Source organism: Paenibacillus jilunlii (assembly GCF_900102965.1).
GTDB classification, from domain to species: domain Bacteria; phylum Bacillota; class Bacilli; order Paenibacillales; family Paenibacillaceae; genus Paenibacillus_AQ; species Paenibacillus_AQ jilunlii.
Map to the genome: position 1 here is coordinate 12,228 of NZ_FNGM01000030.1, position 20,898 is coordinate 33,125.

The following is a 20,898-nucleotide window of genomic DNA, read 5'->3' on the forward strand; positions in this document are numbered from 1 at the left end:
TGGGTGCGTACTCCTCCTGTCGCCTGCCTTTAAGGCTTCTATATTTTTATTTGTTGCGGTCGTAAATAATACGCAGGCCTTCCAGCGTCAACATCGGATTAACCTCGTCAATACATTCTGTTTCACCGGCAATGAGTGTCGCCAGCCCCCCGGTAGCAATCACCTTCAGCACTGGGGCGTTCATCTCTGCCTTAATGCGTCTTACAATCCCTTCAACCTGTCCCGCATAGCCAAAAATAATCCCTGCCTGCATGGCATGGACCGTATTGCGTCCGATCACTTTCTTGGGCTTCTCCAGTTCGATCCGCGGCAGCTTGGAAGCCCGCTGATACAAGGCTTCTGTAGAAATGCCCAGTCCAGGCACAATCGCTCCGCCAAGATAGTTCGCACCGGCATCAATGCAATCAAATGTAGTCGCCGTTCCGAAATCAACGACAACCAGCGGGCATTGATATTGTTCAATCGCAGCAACCGCATTCACAATCCGGTCAGCACCCACCTCGCGAGGATTCTCATACCGCAGATTAAGCCCGGTCTTAATCCCCGGGCCTACAAGCAGCGGCTCCTTGCCGATGTATTTCACGCACATTTCCACAATGACCTGCACAAGCGGCGGAACAACCGAGGAGATAATGACTCCTTCCACATCTTTGAACGAAATGTTGGACATATGGAACAGATTATGAATCAACACCCCATATTCATCTGCAGTGGATTGACGGGCAGTACTGAGGCGGAAATGGTGAAGCAGCTCACGCCCCCGGTATACCCCAAGGACGATATTAGTATTGCCTATATCTACAGCAAGCATCATGAGAAGGGCTCCTCCTTCTTCGCATTCAGATCCAGGCTGATATCCAGACTGGCGAAGGAATACGTCAACCTGCCGACAGAGATCACATCAACCCCGGTTTCTGCAATGCGGCGCACTGTTTCCAGCGATACGTTGCCGGAGGCTTCCGTTTTGACATGGGGCGCTTTGGTTTTGATGCGTCTCACGGCTTCTGTCATCAGTTCAGGAGACATATTGTCCAGCATAATAATATCGGCTCCTGCCGCAAGTGCTTCCTCTACCTGTTCCAGACTCTCTGTCTCGACTTCAATGGTCATCGTGTGCGGAATATTAGCCCGGGCCCGGGCCACAGCCTGCCGGATCCCTCCCGCCCCCTTAATATGATTGTCCTTAATCATTACGGCATCGTAGAGGCCAAACCGGTGGTTAGCGCCGCCGCCGATACGGACTGCATATTTCTCCAGCATCCGGTGACCCGGGGTCGTTTTGCGTGTATCCACCAGCCGGGAAGGCAGGCCTTCAAGCTTCTGCACAAAGGAATGGGTGCGGGAAGCCACTCCCGATAGTCGCTGCATCAAATTAAGAGCCAACCGTTCTCCGGTAAGAATCGCATGTGTACTGCCTTCCACTTCAGCGATAACAGTTCCTTTGGTAACAGCCTGGCCCTCCTGCACCAAGGCAGTGAATACCAGAGAGGGGTCAACCACTTCAAATACCAGCTCTGCCACAGGAATGCCGCAGATGATCCCGTCTTCTTTGGCATGTATAATACCTTTGGACTCGTGCCCTGCAGGAATCGTTGTGCGGGTTGTGATATCACCAGAGCCTACATCCTCATGCAGCCAGCCTTTAATCGTTTGTACCAGTTCTTCATTGTAGCCATTAAACATCATCACTTAATTCCTCCACTATTCCAAGTTCGCGGATCTGGAGCAGATGCTTCTGCCACCCTGCATCATCCCGCTGCGGGTAATCCTCACGGTAATGCGCACCACGGCTCTCCTGTCGGGTTAAAGCCGCTTCGGTAATCAGCAGACAGCAGGTCAGCATATTGGCGAACTCGTATTCCTCGCGTTTGGTCAGAGCCGAATGGAAAATAGGCAGCTGACGCTTCAATTCATCCAGTCCCTTGGACAGCATTTCCTCATTCCGGCGCAGTCCTGCGTAGCGCACCATTACCTTCTGCAGCTTCAGGCGGCGCTCAACAATGGCCTGGGTTGGAGACTCCACCCGTCCTTCGTCGCAGCCTGCCGCTATGGCGCCGCGTTCACGCGGCGGCAACTCGCGGATGCGTTCGATAATCCGCCGCCCGAAAACAACCGCCTCAGACAGCGAATTACTGGCCAACCGATTTGCTCCCTGCACACCGGTAGAAGATACTTCCCCGCAGGCAAACAGCCGGCCGATATTGCTCTCCCCGTTGAGGTCGGTTTTGATGCCCCCCATCATATAATGCGCAGCCGGAGCTACTGGAATCCAATCACTTGTAATGTCCAGTCCATAGCTCATGCAGGTCTGATAGATCGTCGGAAAGCGGTGTCTGACCATGTCTGCCGATTCGTGAGTAATATCCAGATAGACAAAAGTCGATTTGGTCTGTTCCATTTCGCTAACAATGGCACGGGCAACGATATCGCGCGGAGCCAATTCCAGCAGCTCATGATAACGCTCCATGAAACGTTCGCCATTGATGTTGCGCAGGACAGCCCCCTCGCCGCGTACAGCCTCGGAGATAAGAAAGCGCGGCGCTCCCGGATAACTGAGGGCAGTCGGGTGGAATTGAATGAATTCCATGTCCCGGATATGCGCTCCAGCCCGGTAGGCAATCGCCACGCCATCTCCCGTTGCCACTTCGGGATTTGTGGTATAGCGGTACAATTGCCCCGCTCCTCCGGAGCATAGGATGGTTGCATCCGCCTGAAGGAACAAGCGGCCGCCGCCTGGGCGCTGTACCAGGGCACCTACGCATTCACCACCGTCAGTAATGAGGTCAATCACAAAATGCTCATCCCATACCTCTATGTTTTTATGCTGCGCTACCTGCTCCGCCAAAGCGCGTACAATCTCGTATCCGGTAGCATCCCCATTAGCATGCAGGATGCGGCGGTGGCTGTGCGCACCTTCCTGGGTGAGCGCGATCACGCCGTTTTCCTTATCAAAAAGTGTGCCTAAACGAATTAACTCACGCACCCCTTCAGGCCCTTCATTCACAAGCACATCTACAGCCGCCGAAGAGTTGAGGCCCGCTCCGGCCATCAGGGTATCCTGGCGATGATACGCCGGAGAATCATCTTCAGCAAACACTGCGGCAATGCCGCCCTGGGCATAGCGGGTATTGCTCTCCATCAGCGTTTTTTTGGTTATCATAATGACTTTCCGGTCTTCACTGGCTTTGATGGCCGTGAACAAACCGGCGATGCCTGAGCCGATGACGATGCAATCCGTCTGCACCGTTGGAAGCTCGCTAAGGTCGAAATCAACCAAATATTGTGGAATCATGACCGCTTTTCACCTGTTTCAACGAAAGAGTAGCGCATGCTACCGGACTTGTAGCATGCGCTCTAGGGATGTTCTGGCTTTGTCGGCGACTGCAGGCGGTACATAAATCTGCGGCTTCATCGTCTCCAGGCATTTGACCAGTTTTTTTAGATTATTGACTTTCATATTAGGACAAACGAGGAATTTGGTGGCAAAATGAAATTCCTTATCCGGACTGTCTTTGCGGAGCTGATAACCGGTACCGTCCTCTGTTCCGACAATAAACTGCTTGCGGTCAGATTTCTTGCAATAATCAATAATCGATGTGGTGCTGCCTACATAATCGCCCAAGGCCACTACCTCAGGACGGCATTCGGGATGCACGACAAACTCAGCCTCAGGATATTTCGCTCTCATTTCAACCACATCTTTGACCGTAAGCATATCATGAGTATTGCAATAGCCTTCCCAAATGATCAGTTTCTTGCCGGTCTGATCCTGTACGTATTGGCCCAGGTTCTTATCGGGCACCCAGATAATCTCTTCAGCATCCAGCGACTCAATCACCCTCACCGCATTGGCAGATGTACAGCAGATATCCGTTTCCGCTTTGATTTCGGCTGAAGAGTTGATGTAGGTGACCACTTTGGCATTGGGGTGCTGTGCCTTCAGCTTACGCAGTCCATCCACGTTCACCATGTCTGCCATCGGACAGCCGGCACGTTCATCCGGAATAAGCACGGTTTTGTCCGGTGCCAGAATTTTGGCGCTTTCTCCCATGAAGTGGACGCCGCAGAATACGATGACATCGGCATCTGTCTGCGCAGCCTTTTGAGCGAGCAAAAAAGAGTCCCCCCGAAAATCCGCCACTTCCTGGATTTCATCACGCTGATAATAATGAGCCAAAATGATTGCATTCCGTTCTTTTTTTAGCTGTTCGAGGCGCACACGAAGTTCACGATTCTGTTCCTGCTTGCGCTCAAGCGCCAGAGCTTCCACGGTCTGTTCTCCCCCTTATGTCTTTACGGCCTAGGCCGTCTCATTCTAATCATATTCCCCCGGAGTGTGCGGGTACGCAGCAGCCACCCGGCGCTGCGATTGCTTAGCCATTAGATTATTTAATATTTAATCACTAATGTACACAACGTTACTCCCACTGTCAATGTAACCAAGCCTTCGGCAGAGGGACTCCAGACTGTCTGCGGGACAAAAAAATCCGGAGAACCCTAAGGCATCTCCGGATCATATCTAGAAACATTCAGTTCAGGTGACAATTAGACTAGGTTGCCGCCGCCGTCTTTATTGCCGTTATTAGAATCATTTCCATCCGCTGGGTCCGGGTTGTTCGGAATATCCTTGGACAAGTCCCCGATCGTGGATGAAGTGTCATCTGTTTTGCCTTGAATCCGGACACGCACATCACCGATGGAATCGATGACAGGCTCGCCTTCTTCGTGAGTTACACCTGCAGCATCCTCAGGTTTGCCGTCTTCAGTCAGGTAGCCTTGCTCAATCAGTTCTTTGATCTGATCCAGCTCCAGCGTTTCCTTCTCAAGCAGCGTGTTGGCAATCAGATGCATTTCTTTGGAGTACTTGGTCAGCAGCTCTTTGCAGCGTTCATAACTGCTGCGGATAAAGTTCTGCATTTCCTGGTCGATTTCATAAGCGATGGAGTCACTGTAATTCTGCTCATGTCCGATATCCCGGCCCAGGAACACCTGGCCTTGGGAAGTACCGAACTGCATAGGTCCCAGTTTATCACTCATACCGTATTCCATGATCATGCTCCGTACAATCCGTGTAGCCTGCTGGAAGTCACTGTATGCGCCTGTACCGATCTCGCCGATGAATAGTTCTTCAGCGACACGTCCGCCGAGCAGCCCGGTTACTTTATCAAGCAATTCCTGCTTGGTGACAAGCATCCGGTCTTCCTTTGGAAGCATAATTACATATCCGCCTGCGCGGCCGCGCGGGATGATGGTAACCTTGTGTACCATATCTGCATGTTCCAGGAAATAGCCGACAATCGTATGGCCCGCTTCGTGGTAAGCCACGATGCGCTTCTCGCGTTCGCTGATGACACGGCTGCGTTTCTCGGTACCTACAATCACCCGGTCAATGGCCTCATCCACTTCCGTCATGGAAATATCCTTGCGGTTGCGGCGTGCAGCGAGGAGGGCTGCTTCATTCAGCAGGTTCTCCAAATCAGCACCGGTGAAACCGGTAGTACGCTTGGCGATAACGTCAAGTCTGACGTCCTTCGTCAGCGGTTTATTGCGGGAGTGAACCTTCAGTACAGCTTCACGGCCTTTGACATCCGGACGGTCAACCGTAATTTGACGGTCAAAACGTCCCGGACGAAGCAGCGCCGGATCAAGAATGTCTGCGCGGTTGGTAGCCGCAACGATAATAATACCTTCATTGCCGCCAAAGCCGTCCATTTCAACGAGCAATTGGTTAAGGGTCTGCTCACGTTCGTCATGTCCGCCGCCAAGTCCGGCGCCGCGCTGACGTCCGACAGCATCGATCTCATCGATAAAGATGATACAAGGTGCATTCTTCTTTGCATTCTCGAACAAATCACGCACACGGGATGCACCGACACCGACGAACATTTCCACGAAGTCGGAACCGGAGATGCTGAAGAACGGAACACCGGCTTCGCCGGCTACCGCACGGGCCAGCAGGGTTTTACCTGTACCTGGAGGGCCTACGAGAAGCACACCTTTAGGAATACGGGCGCCTACGGCTGCGAACTTACGCGGATCTTTCAGGAATTCAACAACTTCGACAAGCTCCTGCTTCTCTTCGTCGGCCCCTGCCACATCCTCGAAGCTGATTTTCTTCTTCTCTTCATTATATAACCGTGCCTTGCTCTTGCCGAAATTCATGACCTTGCCGCCGCCACCCTGGGCCTGATTGAACAGGAAGAAGAACAGGATGAACATGATAACCAGCGGAATAATGGAGGAGAGGAACGTCAGCCAAATGCTGTCACCCTCCATTTTCTTCTGCGACAACTCTATGCCGTTAGTATCACTGGCATCTATGAGTTCGTTAAGAGCTTCATCTGTAGGAGGAACAAAAGTGGAGAAGTTTTTCGATTTAGCATCTGCAGGCTGCTGCTTGTATTCGCCGGTTACGGCAAAAGCATTGCCTTCGAACTGAATCGTCATGCTCTTCACATTGTTATTCTTGATCTCCTGTCTTAACTCATCGTATCTAGGGAAATCGGCGGATTCATTTCCATTGCTTACAAACTGGACAATGCCCACCACGACTAAAAATAAAATCAAATAAAAACCAGAATTCCGGATGAACCGATTCATCCCCTACCTCCTCTCACAACGCTCAAGTTATTGTACCATAGCCTGCCCGGGCTCCTCAAATTGTCAGAGGCCAGGGGTCGGATCCGTAGATCTAAGGCTGTCGATTAGCTCATTTGGAATAAATTTCAGGCTTCAGTACACCGACGTAAGGGAGGTTCCGATACTGCTCGGCATAATCGAGTCCATAACCTACGACAAATTCATCCGGAATGACAAATCCGGTATAAGCGGCTTCCAGATTAACCGTGCGTCCTGCTGGTTTGTCGAACAGGGTAACCACAGTAACTGAAGCGGCATTGCGGCCCTGCAGCATTTCAATCAAATAGCTGAGCGTAAGCCCGCTGTCAATGATGTCCTCCACAATCAGAACATCGCGTCCTTCAACGGAAGCGTCCAAATCCTTGATGATTTTGACTACGCCTGAAGATTTGGTGGATGCTCCGTAGCTGGATACAGCCATAAAATCCATTTCCACAGGGACTGTAATCACTTTGACCAGATCCGCCATAAAAATAAATGCGCCTTTCAGCACACAAATGACGAGTGGCGTGCGTCCTGCATATTCTGTACTCAGCTGGGCGCCGAGCTCCCTGATTCTTTGTTGAATTTCCTCTTCGCTGATCAAGATTTCCTGAATATCGTTCTGCAACTTGCGAACCTCCTAAGTTATACTATGAAAGACTTACTTCGGCCATAACGCTTCTTCGCTCTTCTCCATATCCTCCAGAGACAACAGAAGAACCGAGGCCGTGTGCCGCCCTACTGCGGCATGCATCGAGCGCCTTACGCCCGGAATCCAGACGATATTGCCCAAATCATCACAAACGAGGGGAATCGCAGCGCGTTCGGAAGAAGGTATTTTCTCATCAATGTAAATATCTTTTACCTTTTTGCTTCCGTTTAATCCCATAACCCTTATGGTATCTCCAGGCAATCGGGAACGGATGGTAAGTGGCAGAACCAGCTCTCCGCTGTCAAACCACGCCAACATTTTCCCAGAGTCCTCCCCCAGTACAGTAAAATTTTCTCTCTCCAGCACCGACATCGTCAAAACTTTTCCTATCTCCTTAATTTCAATCCGGGGATGAGGCAAAGACAGCCGATATGTATAGCTTAATTGCTGCTGCGGAAGCTTGGACGAGAACACAATGGTATCATATTGCCGCATGCAGATCAGACCTCCTCCCATATTCAAACTCCATACAGTAGGATAATCCTGCAGCGTTCCCCGGCGTACCGCTTCAATCTTGGGGAAATCCAAGCTCGATGAATCCGCCGACAGATAATTTAATATTAGTTTAATCAAACGCCGTTGTAAAGCGGAGGGTATGGCCGTAAATAATGCTCTCTGCATGGTGTATTTTCCAGGTTCGACCAAAACGAGTTCATTAAAGTATTTTTCCGCCGCCGCCTCCATATATTCATCTTCCGCCTGGATAATCTCGGACAATTGCAGAAGCGATTGCCTCACTTGCGGATTATACGCTTCAAGCGCCGGAATCAGCTTCAGCCGGACCGCATTGCGTCTATATTCTGTCATTAAATTACTGGCGTCCTCGGCGTATGGCAAGCCCTCCTGCCGGCACAGGCTGACAAGAGCTGTTTTGTTAATACGCAGGAAGGGCCGGATCAGTTCCACCTTTTTTTCGGTGCGTTTCCAGCGCATTCCCGCCAGGCCCGAAGGGCCGCTCCCTCGGAGCAAGCGCATCAGCACAGTCTCCGCCTGATCGTCTGCATGATGCGCAAGGGCCACCGAACGGGCAGCGTAGCGGTGCGCAGTGTCGATGAGAAACTGGTACCGTTTTTCCCGTGCTGCCCCCTCGGGCCCAAGGCCGCTCTCTTTGACGAGTGAGGGAATATCAAACTCCGCCAGCTCAAAGGGAAGTCCAAGCCTCCCGGCCATTGCACGGACCGATTCGGCTTCCTCCACCGACTCGGGTCTAAACCCATGATTCACATGGGCGCATATTAAAGTCAGCGGCATGCGGTTCAGGGAAATTTCATGCAGGATATGCAAAAGAGCCACAGAGTCCGGCCCCCCGGAAACTGCGACTACAATGGTGTCATGGGGCGACCACAGTCCATGCTCGGCTGCAGACTCCAATACGGATTCCACCAGTTCATTCATTTGCTCCATACGGCTCCCTTTCTACCCGGTCAATAGGCCAGCGCCGGACCAACCGTCCAGTTTCACCTATAGTATGTATGATTTCAAAAACGGAATACGTAATAAATCGTAAAGACCAGCACAAATAAGGATAGCGCAAACGCACTTTTTAGCCAACCCGGTGTCGCCATTGTTTCCTTTCCCGGTTTTCTTGTGCTGTATATATGAGTCTTCCAGGCTTCCGTTGCCGCTGCACTTCCCGGAAATCCGCCTTTCAGGGCCAAACACAGCCAGGAGGAGAGCTTCTTGTCAGGCAGGCTTCTGGCCAACTTCACCAGTTCGTCTGCGCTGCGGGTCTGCGGAAGCTGCGCTGCGGCGGCCTTTAAGCCCTCTTCATTAAGCAGCCGCAGACACAGGACAGCAAAAGCAAAAAGATCGTAATTCTCATCCCCCGTGCGGCTTCCGGCATTCCAGTAACCGCGGTCGTGCCATTCGGTGAATTGCTTCACACTGCGGCCCAGCGGGCTGGCACCGCCGTAATCGATCAGCTCAGCCTCTCCATAATTGGAGACCAGTACATTCTCCGGCTTCAAATCTCCGAACACAAAACCGCACTCATGCAGGTTCCGGAGTTTCTCCAGCAGCTTGAGGCCCACCAGCCCAAGCCAGGAAGCGCCGTTTTTGGCCAAAAAATGATGCAGCGGCCGGCCTTCTACGTAACGCATCACATAAAACGGCACGCTGTCGTCTTCCTTAAAATCATCGGATTCGAGTAAATAGGAGGACAATGCGGATTCACGGTGTGCCCGGTGCTCTCTCCGCTTCCTGCTGGATTGCAGGCTGGTCAGCACATTGATTTCCGATTGCAGCTCAAGGGTATCGTTGCCGATCTTGAGTGCATAGCGCTCCCGTCTGCCTTGACGCTGCACGAGATATACGGTTCCATTCGCTCCTCTTCCCAGCATACGCTCCACGACATAACGGTTCCCCCGCCATTTGCCGCTGATTACCGTGCCGGCAGGATAGGGCGGATTAGACAACATACCCACCAATCATCCCTTCTTTTTCATCGTAACCGTCATCTGTCGGACGTTCACGCTGTTCATCCAGTGTATCATAACGGTAATGCTCAAGCACCTTGAAAATGGCTGGTCCAGTAGGCGTAGCTCCGCGCATCTTCAGCTTGGAGAACAACGAACGGACCTGCGACACATTGTGTGTCCAGTCCAGATCGAGCATGGCCTCCTCACTGCTGGAGCGTCCTGGAAAATGGAAAACAGCAATTTCGCTTTTGCCCTCCCGCGCCTCCAGGCTAAGCGCCAGATCACGGATCGCATCTTCTACAGCGCCCAGCTTCGGCTTCATGCTCGCACTGGCGTCAATGAGCAGTGCGATGCGCAGCGGAGTGGTCTCGGTCAGCTCATCGACAACTGTAACCACCTGCGAACGCTGCAGTGGAGGCAGCTCTTCCAGCGAGCCTTCACCAAGAATTTTTTTTACCTCTTTATTAACCGCCTGCTGAATCGTCTGAACCACCGTCTTGCGGGTCATCATCTGAATCGTCTGTGCCAGCTGCGGCGTTCCGACGATCCGGCTGATTCCTCCGCCGGCTTTGGCAATATCCGCAATCTCCCGGCTGCCCAGCTCTCCGATGGTTCCATAATCGACAACACCGACCACATTGACGGTGATTCCCTCCTGGCGGGCATGCGCCGCGGCCATCACCGGACTCTCCCCTACGTTCGAACACCCATCAGTAATAAGCAGGATTTGCTTCATAACCGACCACTCCCCTTCCTTGTATATGTTTCTAGCATATCCAAGGTAGAGAGATTTCAAACGCCGCTTTGCGGGAATTTCAGAATAAAATAAGCCGTGAATAAGGGGAACTACGAGGATTGTTTGGACTTCCGATCGCTGTTGTCCCCGGATTTATTGAATAGTTTATACGGTGCAAATCCGGGGACAAAGGCGAACGCTGACGCTTCTACAGTTCCAAACCTCCTCTCCGTTCCTTTAATTCACATTATGTTGTCAATCTGAAAGAAGCACCGCTGAATCAGCGGCCTATGAAACAGAAGAGAGACAAAAAAACGCTTAGGGGTTGGTATCGCCTCCTAAATATTGCAGATGCAGAGATTCGTTATTATTGCCTGGGGGAGGCAGAGAAACCCCCGGAGGCTATAGCCGCAGGCAGCAGCGTCAGTTAAATGATAGATTAGCTCACGGTGCGCGGGCGCTCCATCCGGCCAATGCCGGGCAGATGCAGGCTGGACCATTCGGGATGGAAGTGATCCAGACGGCTGACCACGATCGTCATGTCATCATGTATCTCATTGCCCTGATACCGGATAACCTTCTCCAGCAGGTTATCCGCCAGTTCCTGGGGATCATCACCTTCAAGCTCCTGGATTAAACGTTTCATCCATATCTCTTTATTAACGGCATATCCGGGCGCATCGTAAATACCATCTGTCATCATGATTAGAATATCTCCTGGACGCAGCTGCATGCTGACGAGATCAACCTCTATCTCCTTGATGATTCCAATCGGCAGATTGCTGGCCGTGACCGGAATAACCTCACTGCCGCGCCGGATGAAGCTGGGAGCCGAGGCAATTTTCATAAATGTAGTCTGTGCCGAATACTGGTCGATCAGCGCCATGTCCACGGTCGCATAGAATTCGTCCGGAGAACGCAGAAGCAGTATAGAATTGACGGATTTAACAGCCAGTTTCTCGTCCATTCCGGACTGCAGCAGCTTTTCCAGCATTCCCAGCGCCGCGCTGCTCTCCATACGGGCCCGCTCCCCATTGCCCATTCCGTCACTAATGGAAACCGCAAAGGTTCCGTTGCCAAGTTCAACGGTACTGAAGCTGTCTCCCGACAGCATATCCCCGCCTTTGGCTGCCCCGGCGACTCCGGTATTGACCTCATAGGCTTTGGCTGAGCCGAAGGTCACCATCGACAGTCCCTCCCGGGGATGAACTGCCGTTTCGGTCACTACGGCAATATTCTCTTCCAGAATGTCAGAGAGCAGCGGAGCAATCATCTTGCGGCATTCGTCGAAGCCGCGGGTATAGGCATGAACCACTTCAATCTCTACCCGACCAGGGTCCAGACTCAGGATTTCAATACTGTGGATGGACAAGCCCAGCTGCTCCAGCGCCTCACGGATCTGGCCCTCCTGGCGGTACATCGCCTGGCCTTCACGCTTGATTTCATTGGCCAGGTCCTCCATTACCTGGGAAACCCCTGACAGCTGTTCGGCAACAAATTGGCGGCTGTCGTATATTTGTCTCTTCCAGCGCATATCATGCTGGTATAGCTCATATTGGCCTTTCATCACTTCCAGCACTTCCCCGGTTTTGCCGCAGATCCGGCTCCATTCCGGCGGAAGCTGGGCAGCGGTGATATCCGGGCATTCCTCCACGGTTGTCATCATATCGGTCATATAGCGGTAAGTCTGATAGAACTTGGCGTCCCAGCAATGTGTGCGCCGGATGCAGCCCGAGCAGGCTCCTTCCGTCACGGTATTCATAAAATCCTCCATTTCACGGTCCGACTTGCCCGCTTCTCCGGCACGGGGAATCTGGCCGAAGCTGCTCGACAGCTGCCGGAACACCTGGGAAAACTGGGTTACCCGGTCAGCTGTAATATCTCTGACTCTTCTGGCATATTCATGCTGAGAGCGGCTATGGTCAGGCGTGCCCGGCACATATTTGGCAATGGCAGAAATCATCCCTTTAGGTGTAAGAAGAAACAACACTACGGCTGCACAGGTTTCCCAAGTGGAGGCCATCACATCACCCGGACCAAGAAAATAGACGGACAGAATCGTTGACCCCAGCAGCATTCCGATGGATACCGCGCCTTTGCGTCCAGATTGCATCATGCCTGCCAGCATTCCGGAGAACGCAAGGAGGCTCATCTGATAGATGGCCCCGATATCCGCGAGGCTGAGGATCAGTCCGGTCACCACACCGACGGCGGCACCGAGCGGAGCGCCTCCGGCCAGGGCAAAAATCAAAATCAGAAAACGGGATAGGATATGCTCAAGGGACAGCCCATTGACACTCCAGCCGACAAGGCCAGTCATTACTGAAGCCAGCAAAATAATCAGACAAAGCACTTCATCATTGCGCAGCGCCCTGCTTTTCTGCTTATAGGTAAAGATCGGAAGCGCCTGCAAAAATACAAGAGTGAGCACAAATCCGAGCAGAGCATCAAGCGTGACCATCATCAGCGAATACCATGTAATCGAAGGTCCCATCACAGTCTTGAATAAACCTGCCATAAAGGATGAGACAAACACCATCAGCGGTGCGTAGGAAAGCTCTACTTTTTGAAAGCTCTCCAGCCCTTTATAAATCAGGAAAAAGATAATGAGTTCGGCGGCAACCATTGCAGCACCGGGGAATGGAGTGAAAAGGCTTCCGAGAATAATTGCGGCGGCTACAGGCAATATGGAATCTCTGCGCATAAATACAATAACGGCAAAATAAGCTGCTGCAAAGGGGGACAGCTCGTCCAGTATCATCGCACGGCCCAGCAGAAAGCCCATAAGACTTAGCAGCAGCGTCCATTTTTTCACTATGAAAAACTGGATCACCGGCTGCTTCAGACTCCACGCTTTAGCGCGTTCACCCCAGCTATCCTTCTGACCCTTGTCATTGCTTCCAGCTCTTGTCCACTCCGGCAAATTCACCACATTGCTTTTACTCATTTCTCTACACCACCCGTTTTAGAATTTATGGTTCCCATTATATAGCGGGGGTCTTAAGAAAGTTTGTCAGAAACAGAGAGCAGTCTGCAAGAAATTTCCGACAAAAAAGCCTGTCCCGACATTCCGTGGAAAAGCTTGCGCAGCCCTTGCGGGACAGCCGGTTGGCGGCCCGTTGTGGAAACAATTACCACTTCTACAGGTCTTGCGGCTGCAGCTATTCGTCAGCGATTGCTCTGGAGTTATGTGAAAATGGCTAGGATGCTGTCGGCAATTTGTTTTCAGCCGACAAAAAAATCCGCCACAAAGTGAAGGCTGACCGATAAGCACAAGTAGAAACGGTTACGCTGCCCTCCACTGAATAACATCGCTGTATTCGATTTGAATGTAGCGTTGCCTGGAGGACACTTCATGCATCCTGCGGTAATTCCAAGTGGAAAAAAGATCACTAATTTGCTCGGGCACACTGCCCTCCGGGCCTATGTTGGAAAAAGTGAGATCAATGAACCCATCTCTACACATAATTTCCTGTAGTACAAAAAAACCGCAAAGGGCATTCTGCCCCCGGCGGTTATTAATGATGTGCAGGTATTCAAATTATACGCGCTTGGCTCCACGGCCTCCGCGCTTTCCTTCTGTGTTCTTCTTGATCGAAGATATCCGTTCTTCGCTGTCTTTCAGGAAGCGTGACATTTTATCCTCGAATGAAGGTTTACCGGCTGCAGGCTTGAATGGACGCCCTCCCCGTTCACGATTGTAACCACCGCCGCCTCCACCACTGCCGCCACCGCCGCCGAAACGGTCTCCACCGCTTGGACGTTCAGGTCTTGGAGCTCTGGGGGGACGTACTTCCGATGCCGGCTTATCTACGGCCTGCTTGATGGAAAGTCCGATCTTGCCGTCCTTGTCAACATTAATCACTTTGACGGTTACCACATCAGCAATCTTCAAATGATCGTTAACATCCTTGACGTAGTTATCGGCGATTTCCGAGATGTGAACGAGACCTGTGACACCTCCTGACAGATCCACAAATGCTCCGAAATGCGTGATGCCTGTCACCTTGCCCTCTAACTTGGTGCCCACTTCAATTGCCATAGAATAAAATGATCCTCCCTTAAAAATATACAGACGAATATAAAGTCCATCCAGTCTGCGGTGATTTGATTATACAGTAAAGAACAAATCAAGGCAACACAGCGAAAGCCCCTTTTAGCCTGCTTTATTCCCCTGATTGCTCTGTACGAATAGGTGTTTCGCCTGGCGGATACATATTGTACCATTTACGGGCTAATTGTCCGATATACTCATCATCTTTCAGGCGGGAGACTTCATATTTCAGTTGATTCAGGGAAGTCGTAACCGTCTTATGGCTTTCCTGTTTCTGGGCGAGCCGTTCACTCTTATCCGCAATCACCGCACTCTGGGCAAAGAAAATATAACCCGCCCAGCCGAAAAACACCGCGACGACGAGTGTCCATATGACTCTTCTTCTCTTCGCACCTGCGGCCGAAGCTTTGTGGTTATTCTCCTTCTCTTCCGCAGAGAATCTGTTCATGCAGCGTTCCTCCAGTACAAGATCAGTGTTTCCGTTTGGTGTGTATCCATGCCATGAATCTCGTGATCCAGGCGCTATGATAGAGCCGGGAAGCATAAGGTGAGATCCATCTTACAGGAAATACCCAAATCGGCTTCGTTAGACGCAGCAGCAGCTTCAGAATAAATAAAAGGATGCGGCCCAGCAGCCGGAATATGCCTCTCAAGAGGCGCCATAACCAGCGCAGTGGAACACCAATAAGCACTTCTATAACTCTCCATAGCAGTCTGCACGCATACTGAACCGACTGAATTAACATTACCACAAATCGCCGCACCGTAACACTGAAGATTAAAAAATAGATCCATACACCCAGAAACAGCCCTACAAAGACATAAAACCTCAATTGTCCCTGATTTCCGGCATAAAGCATGCGAAAGACCAGCAGCGCTGCCCAGAGCCAGTACAGCAAATCCAGCAGCGCATTCAACCACTTGGGAAAGCTCAATTTCAGCGACAGCACCCGGTAGCTGTCATAGGCCAGTCCCATGGCTGTACCGGCCAGCATCATATAGAACAGGGTCACCCACTGAACTGCTGGATTCATTTGAACAGCTTGCCGAGTATTCCTTTATTTTTGCCTTGCGCTCCGGGATCCAGATAAATCAGGGAATGCACATTGCCTTCCAGGGACAATAAGCCATTCTCCAGACTTAAATTCTTGATATGTAAATGATTCCCGCGAATGGTGAGATGGCCAAGTTCCGTACGGAGCAGAAACTCTTCGCTGTCGAAGCTTTCCACATTCTGCACACCGGTAAGTTCAAGCTGCTTGCGGCTGTGCATGTGCAAATCGTGCTGTTTATTGACCTTTGCTGGCTCGATCATAGCATGTACCCCTCCTTCTTGTTTCTAATCTATGGGGAAGGGAGCGTTTATAGAACAGCCGCAGCAGCAAAAAAAGCGCAGGCTCTACGTGAATGCAGAGCTGCGCTTTTCTCAGTAATCTTACAAATCCGTTTACCAGTCTAGACCGCTGCTTTTGGCAACAGGCTCTTCACGGAGCAGGGTATACATGCCGGCAGCCTCGTCCTTGCGGGTCGTCTCGACCAGCTTTTCCACTTTGACCGTTACAAGCTTCTGACCGAATTGTACGGTAATCTCGTCACCGATCTTTACCGTGCTGCTTGGTTTCGATTCCCGCCCGTTGATCAGTACCCGGCCTTGTTCGGACACATCCTTGGCCACTGTACGGCGCTTGATCAAACGGGAAACTTTCAGGAATTTATCAAGACGCATTAATTAACGGCTTCTTTAAGCTTGTTGCCAGCCTTGAAGGCCGGTACAGTGGATTCAGGAATTTCAATCGGTGTGCCCGTTTGCGGGTTGCGGCCCGAGCGGCCGGAACGTTTGCGGGTTTCAAAAGTGCCGAATCCGATCAGCTGCACTTTGTCGCCTTGTGCCAGTGCATCGGTAATTTCACCCAGCACTCCGTTCAATACGGTTTCCACATCTTTTTTTGCCAATCCGCTTTTTTCGGAAATGTTGTTAACCAAATCTGTCTTGTTCATAATTTGAAGTTCCTCCTAGGATACAAAAAAATAAATGAAACGCGATAGTGCCGCAGGGTTCTGCCGCAATCGTCATTTCGTCTTTATGATATTCTTGATGCCAACCCGAATTCCTGCCATGAATCGCCGATTTTTTCAAAAAAACAGCTCTCACCGGAAAAAAACGGACTTAACAGCACTATAAAACTATAAACTTCTCTTTGCCGTTTAAATCAGAGATTCGCGCGCATTCACAGCATTGCCGCTTTGCAGGCCCGCTATACCAGATGAACAGGAGCTCTATTAAATTTTCTTCCTGCTAGCTTGAACCAGCCACCGGAGGTGCAGCGGACTGCTGCTGCTTCTACAGCTTCCGTTCCTCCAATTTGGCTTCCTGCCAGAGAGCTTCCATCTGTTCCAGACTGCTGTCCTGAATTTTTGTCCCCTGGCTCAGCAGCCTCTGCTCGATATATTGAAACCGGGAAACAAACTTGCGGTTGGTGCGGGCAAGCGCTTCTTCGGGATCTGCGTCGATAAAACGGGCGGCATTGGCTGCTGCAAACAACAGATCTCCCAGCTCCAGCATCTGCTCCTCCGCTGAAGCACCGTTCTCGATCGCTTCCTGCAGCTCGTCTGCCTCCTCACGGATTTTGGCCAGAACGTCGCGCACATTATCCCAATCGAAACCTACCTTGGAGGCCTTCTTCTGGAGCTTGTAAGCTTTCATCAGCGCCGGAAGGTCACGGGGCACGCCGCTGAGCGCAGACTCCGCTTCGGGTTTCAACCCCTTGCGCCGCTTCTCTTCAGCCTTCATTCCCTCCCAGTTCTTCAGCGCCTCCTCGGCATTGCCGGCTTCGGTGTCCCCGAACACATGCGGATGGCGGAAGATCAGCTTGTCATTCAGACCTTCAATGACGTCGTAGACATTAAAGGTCCCAAGCTCCTCTTCCATCTGGGCATGGAGCATAATCTGAAGCAGCAGGTCGCCAAGCTCCTCCTTCATATGATCCGGATCATCCTCATCAATCGTTTCAAGCACTTCATAGGTTTCCTCTATGAGATTCTTGCGGAGGGATTCATGGGTCTGCTCGCGGTCCCAGGGGCAGCCCTCCGGACTGCGCAGAATATCAACAATTTCATGCAGACGGGCAAAGCTGCGCCGTCTTGCCGTCTCCGCTCGGTTCGCCGGAACGTATACCAGTGACAGATTACCATAGCCCGTCAGCCGGTCCAGCTCGAAGAGCGGTACACGGTCAATCTGCTCTTCGCCCTCCACCCCAAGCGCATGGCCTACAATGACTTCATACTCCGGCGGATACAGCTCCATCAGGCAGAGCTTGGTCTCCGATGCAGTAAAGCTGTCATACACCTGGCCGATCAGCGTATGCAGCTCGGGCTGAAGCTGGGAGCTGCGGATGCCGGAAGCATCCAGAAGCTGAAAACCCTCGATCGGATCAAAGCCAAGACGCACAAACGCCTCATCCAGGAAACTCTCACCGCCGAGAATCTCCAGCTTGATTCCCGTTTCGGGGCAGCGCCCCCGCAGCAGGGAAACGGCTGATTCGGCAACCATGGGGTGCCCCGGAACGGCATAAACAATTTCCGTGCCATCCGGCAAACAGGCCGCTTCTTCGATTAATTTCGCTGTGATCGCCTCATATACTTCAGGAAAGGAAGACAGCGATTCATACAGGTAGTCAAAGGACTGTGAAGCAATCTCAAGCTCTTCCAGCGCCTTCATCACCGGATGCTCAGCGGTCCGCACGTAAACGGCAGATGCTGCTTTCAGCTTTTTGATAATCCCCAGCGTCAGCCGGTCGGGATTTCCCGAGCCAAGCCCGACTACGGTTAGTGTTGCACTCATGCGTTTTCTACTCCTTCCAGGCGGCCGCTGCCCTCTTAGCGGGTGACCGCTCTATGTATTGCTTAATAACGGGAATATCCGGAGGCGCTAACCGGAAGCCATGCCTAGGCTGGCGGCTGGTTCTCAGGGTAGCAGCCGCAGCTTTTTGAGTTTGTCCGCCAGCTTAGGGCCAAAGCCCGGCAGCTGGCGCAGTTCGCTCTCGCTGAGCAGGCGCAAGGCTACCGCGCCAATAGCGAAGACGGCGCAGCCTGCGAGCACGCCGAGCAGGCTCTGCGCCAGGGCCGCGGTGCGGCTGCCGCCAAGGCCCGCGGCATCTGCCGCAGCGCCGGTGCCGCAGCTCACGGCGGCGGCGGCCAGGGCCAGGCCCGCCAGCAGCAGCGCGGGCCGCAGCAGGGCATCTGCGAGGCGCAGCCGCAGATGGCCCTGGCGGTGCAGCAGCAGCACGTTCAGCGCTGCTGCGAACCCGTGCGCGGCCACGCTGGCGATGGCCGCGCCGGTAATGCCCTGCTGCGGCACCAGCAGCAGGTTGAGGGCCGCCTTAAGCAGCGCGGCGGCCAGGAGGTGCAGCGCCGGCGCGCGCACGGCGCCGAGGCCCTGCAGCAGCGCAGCCGAGATGATGCTGACCGTGCCGCCGGCGGCGGTGAAGGCCAGCCAGACCATCGTGCTGCTGCCGGAGGCGTCGCCGTAGAGCGCGATGTTGACCGGCTCCGCAAGCACAGCCAGGCCTGCGGAGGCGGCCAGGCCCAGCAGCCAGAACCAGCGCAGCGACAGGCTGCAGCGGGTCTGGATCAGCCCAAGGTCGCCCCGGTACTTGGCTTCGGCGAGTGCCGGGATGAAGACAACAGACAGCGAAGTTGCCAGCATCGTGACGATCTGCACCAGCGGCAGGCCGCGGTTGTAGATCCCGAACTGCGCCATCGCTGCCGCCTCACTCCCGCCGGTGGACAGCAGGCGGGGCACCGTGAACACATCCACCAGTCCGATGAGCGGCACAGCCAAAGCCCCCAGCATGACGGGAAGCCCGTAAGCCAGCAGCTGCCGGATTCGTATACGTTCCCTCCGGTTCTCTGAGTCAAGCCGTCTTTGCTCTGCCGTCCATGACGGTACCCCTGCTGTCTCTGAGGCAGCGGCAAGCTCAAGCTCCGCCTGGCGGCGGTGCCGCTGCAGATACAGCAGCATAATCAGCAGACCTGCCACACCTCCGCCGGCTGACCCCAGCAGTGCGCCGGCGGCAATGCCTGCCGCATCTGCATGGATAGAGGTCAGATAGAGCAGCAGAGCAATCATAACCGCCACACGCACCGTCTGCTCGGCAACCTGGGAAACGGCAGTAGGCACCATGTTATGCAAGCCTTGAAAGTAACCGCGCAGCGCAGCCATAAGCGGAACAACCGCCAGCCCCCACGCACTGCTGCGCAGCGCAGGGGTAACATGCGAATTGCCAACCCATACCGATATCAGGGGTGCGCCCGCATAAACAAGAATTCCGATCAGCACGCCGCTGGAAGCGGTCAGAATAGCGGACAGCTTCAGAACCCGCCGCCCTTCCTGCTCCACTCTTCCCGCAGAGGCCTCCGCCACGAACTTCGATACAGCTGACGGAAGCCCCAGCATCGCCACGGTTACCAGCATCGTATACAGCGGATATACAGTGTTATAGATGCCGAACACGGCATCTCCGCCCAGATTCTGCAGCGGGATTTTTTGCAGGGTGCCAATCAGCTTGGAAAGAATGGCTGCAGCACTAAGAATAAATGCTCCTTGCAGCAGCTTGGAGCCTTGCGACTTAAGTTTCATACACATACCTGCTTCTACAGCTACAACTGCTATGATGGGATGAATTTCTATATTATAACGCATATGGACACCGGACGACAAAAACCCCGCCGTTCCTTTTGTCTGTCTTGCTCAAAAGGTAGGCGGGGCCTTAGTGTCCCGGCGTTACTGCTCCATTTGTTTGCCAAGGAATGCTGCGGCCGTCTCGGCCATTTTCACTTCCATCTGCGCCATTTTTACCGAGTCATCCTTATTCAGCAAGACCACACAGCCGATGGGGTCCCCACCCGAAATAATGGGAGCAGCCACATAGGAGGACACGGTTTCAGGATGGTCTTTACCAATGTCATAGCTGCCTGCATTTGTCTCAAGCACCGTCTTGCGGTTTTCCATGACTTTCTCAAGAAGTGAACCCACCTGCTTCTCCAGATAATCCTTTTTGGAGCCCCCGGCCAGAGCAATGAAGCTGTCTCTGTCGGTGATCATGGTAATATGGCCTGTTCCTTCAAAAAGAGATTCTGCATACTCCTTCGCAAAATCGCCCAGCTCGCCAATCGGAGAGTACTTTTTCAGGATGACTTCACCGTCACGGTCCACGAAGATCTCCAGTGGATCACCTTCACGGATACGCAAAGTGCGCCGGATTTCTTTGGGGATAACCACTCGTCCGAGGTCATCAATACGTCGTACAATTCCAGTAGCTTTCATTTCACATGTTGCCCCGCTTTCATAAGAAGTTTG

19 protein-coding genes are annotated in these 20,898 nt (G+C 52.7%); all 19 read right to left on the minus strand.

Annotation, left to right across the window (positions count from 1 at the left end):
• Nucleotides 1-46: 46 nt before the first annotated feature.
• Nucleotides 47-814: a type III pantothenate kinase gene (locus BLQ82_RS29390; protein ID WP_062520160.1), complete on the minus strand. Its 768-nt coding sequence runs from the start codon at nucleotides 812-814 to the stop codon at nucleotides 47-49.
• Nucleotides 811-1,686 (minus strand): carboxylating nicotinate-nucleotide diphosphorylase, encoded by an 876-nt coding sequence (nadC, locus tag BLQ82_RS29395; protein ID WP_062520157.1) that lies wholly within the window; start codon nucleotides 1,684-1,686, stop codon nucleotides 811-813. The genes BLQ82_RS29390 and nadC overlap by 4 nt, the downstream gene beginning before the upstream one ends.
• The gene (gene nadB, locus BLQ82_RS29400) at nucleotides 1,676-3,292 is read right to left on the minus strand and encodes an L-aspartate oxidase (protein WP_062520155.1); all 1,617 of its coding nucleotides are present in this window, start codon (nucleotides 3,290-3,292) and stop codon (nucleotides 1,676-1,678) included. The genes nadC and nadB overlap by 11 nt, the downstream gene beginning before the upstream one ends.
• A gap of 39 nt (nucleotides 3,293-3,331) precedes the next feature.
• On the minus strand, nucleotides 3,332-4,270 hold the full coding sequence (gene nadA / locus BLQ82_RS29405) for a quinolinate synthase NadA (RefSeq protein WP_062520152.1): 939 nt from the start codon (nucleotides 4,268-4,270) through the stop codon (nucleotides 3,332-3,334).
• 275 nt (nucleotides 4,271-4,545) lie between these two features.
• On the minus strand, nucleotides 4,546-6,600 hold the full coding sequence (gene ftsH, locus BLQ82_RS29410; RefSeq protein ID WP_062520149.1) for an ATP-dependent zinc metalloprotease FtsH: 2,055 nt from the start codon (nucleotides 6,598-6,600) through the stop codon (nucleotides 4,546-4,548).
• A 109-nt stretch (nucleotides 6,601-6,709) separates the two neighbouring features.
• Complete coding sequence (hpt, locus tag BLQ82_RS29415; RefSeq protein WP_020426056.1) at nucleotides 6,710-7,249, minus strand: hypoxanthine phosphoribosyltransferase; 540 nt, start codon at nucleotides 7,247-7,249, stop codon at nucleotides 6,710-6,712.
• A gap of 33 nt (nucleotides 7,250-7,282) precedes the next feature.
• Entirely contained in the window at nucleotides 7,283-8,737 is a 1,455-nt protein-coding gene (gene tilS / locus BLQ82_RS29420; RefSeq protein WP_062520146.1) for a tRNA lysidine(34) synthetase TilS, read from the minus strand.
• 74 nt (nucleotides 8,738-8,811) lie between these two features.
• Entirely contained in the window at nucleotides 8,812-9,750 is a 939-nt protein-coding gene (locus tag BLQ82_RS29425) for a serine/threonine protein kinase (RefSeq protein WP_062520188.1), read from the minus strand.
• Nucleotides 9,740-10,486 (minus strand): vWA domain-containing protein, encoded by a 747-nt coding sequence (locus tag BLQ82_RS29430; protein WP_062520144.1) that lies wholly within the window; start codon nucleotides 10,484-10,486, stop codon nucleotides 9,740-9,742. The genes BLQ82_RS29425 and BLQ82_RS29430 overlap by 11 nt, the downstream gene beginning before the upstream one ends.
• Before the next feature lie 439 nt (nucleotides 10,487-10,925).
• Nucleotides 10,926-13,433, minus strand: a complete 2,508-nt coding sequence (spoIIE, locus tag BLQ82_RS29435; protein WP_062520141.1) for a stage II sporulation protein E — start codon at nucleotides 13,431-13,433, stop codon at nucleotides 10,926-10,928.
• Between the two features lie 594 nt (nucleotides 13,434-14,027).
• On the minus strand, nucleotides 14,028-14,528 hold the full coding sequence (locus BLQ82_RS29440) for a S1 domain-containing RNA-binding protein (protein WP_020425553.1): 501 nt from the start codon (nucleotides 14,526-14,528) through the stop codon (nucleotides 14,028-14,030).
• Nucleotides 14,529-14,652: 124 nt separating this feature from the next.
• A complete protein-coding gene (locus BLQ82_RS29445; protein ID WP_062520138.1) occupies nucleotides 14,653-14,988 on the minus strand; it encodes an FtsB family cell division protein in 336 nt (111 codons plus the stop codon).
• A 22-nt stretch (nucleotides 14,989-15,010) separates the two neighbouring features.
• A complete protein-coding gene (gene yabQ, locus BLQ82_RS29450) occupies nucleotides 15,011-15,574 on the minus strand; it encodes a spore cortex biosynthesis protein YabQ (protein WP_062520134.1) in 564 nt (187 codons plus the stop codon).
• A complete protein-coding gene (yabP, locus tag BLQ82_RS29455) occupies nucleotides 15,571-15,855 on the minus strand; it encodes a sporulation protein YabP (RefSeq protein WP_020425550.1) in 285 nt (94 codons plus the stop codon). The genes yabQ and yabP overlap by 4 nt, the downstream gene beginning before the upstream one ends.
• Nucleotides 15,856-15,987: 132 nt before the next feature.
• Nucleotides 15,988-16,266 carry an RNA-binding S4 domain-containing protein gene (locus BLQ82_RS29460; RefSeq protein WP_019914474.1) on the minus strand — a complete coding sequence of 93 codons (279 nt, stop codon included), beginning with the start codon at nucleotides 16,264-16,266 and terminating at the stop codon, nucleotides 15,988-15,990.
• The gene (locus tag BLQ82_RS29465; RefSeq protein WP_020425548.1) at nucleotides 16,266-16,538 is read right to left on the minus strand and encodes an HU family DNA-binding protein; all 273 of its coding nucleotides are present in this window, start codon (nucleotides 16,536-16,538) and stop codon (nucleotides 16,266-16,268) included. The genes BLQ82_RS29460 and BLQ82_RS29465 overlap by 1 nt, the downstream gene beginning before the upstream one ends.
• Before the next feature lie 343 nt (nucleotides 16,539-16,881).
• The gene (gene yabN, locus BLQ82_RS29470; protein ID WP_062520131.1) at nucleotides 16,882-18,381 is read right to left on the minus strand and encodes a bifunctional methyltransferase/pyrophosphohydrolase YabN; all 1,500 of its coding nucleotides are present in this window, start codon (nucleotides 18,379-18,381) and stop codon (nucleotides 16,882-16,884) included.
• Between the two features lie 123 nt (nucleotides 18,382-18,504).
• Nucleotides 18,505-20,178: a putative polysaccharide biosynthesis protein gene (locus BLQ82_RS29475; protein ID WP_074648809.1), complete on the minus strand. Its 1,674-nt coding sequence runs from the start codon at nucleotides 20,176-20,178 to the stop codon at nucleotides 18,505-18,507.
• Nucleotides 20,179-20,322: 144 nt separating this feature from the next.
• Complete coding sequence (spoVT, locus tag BLQ82_RS29480; RefSeq protein WP_062520126.1) at nucleotides 20,323-20,865, minus strand: stage V sporulation protein T; 543 nt, start codon at nucleotides 20,863-20,865, stop codon at nucleotides 20,323-20,325.
• Nucleotides 20,866-20,898 lie beyond the last annotated feature (33 nt).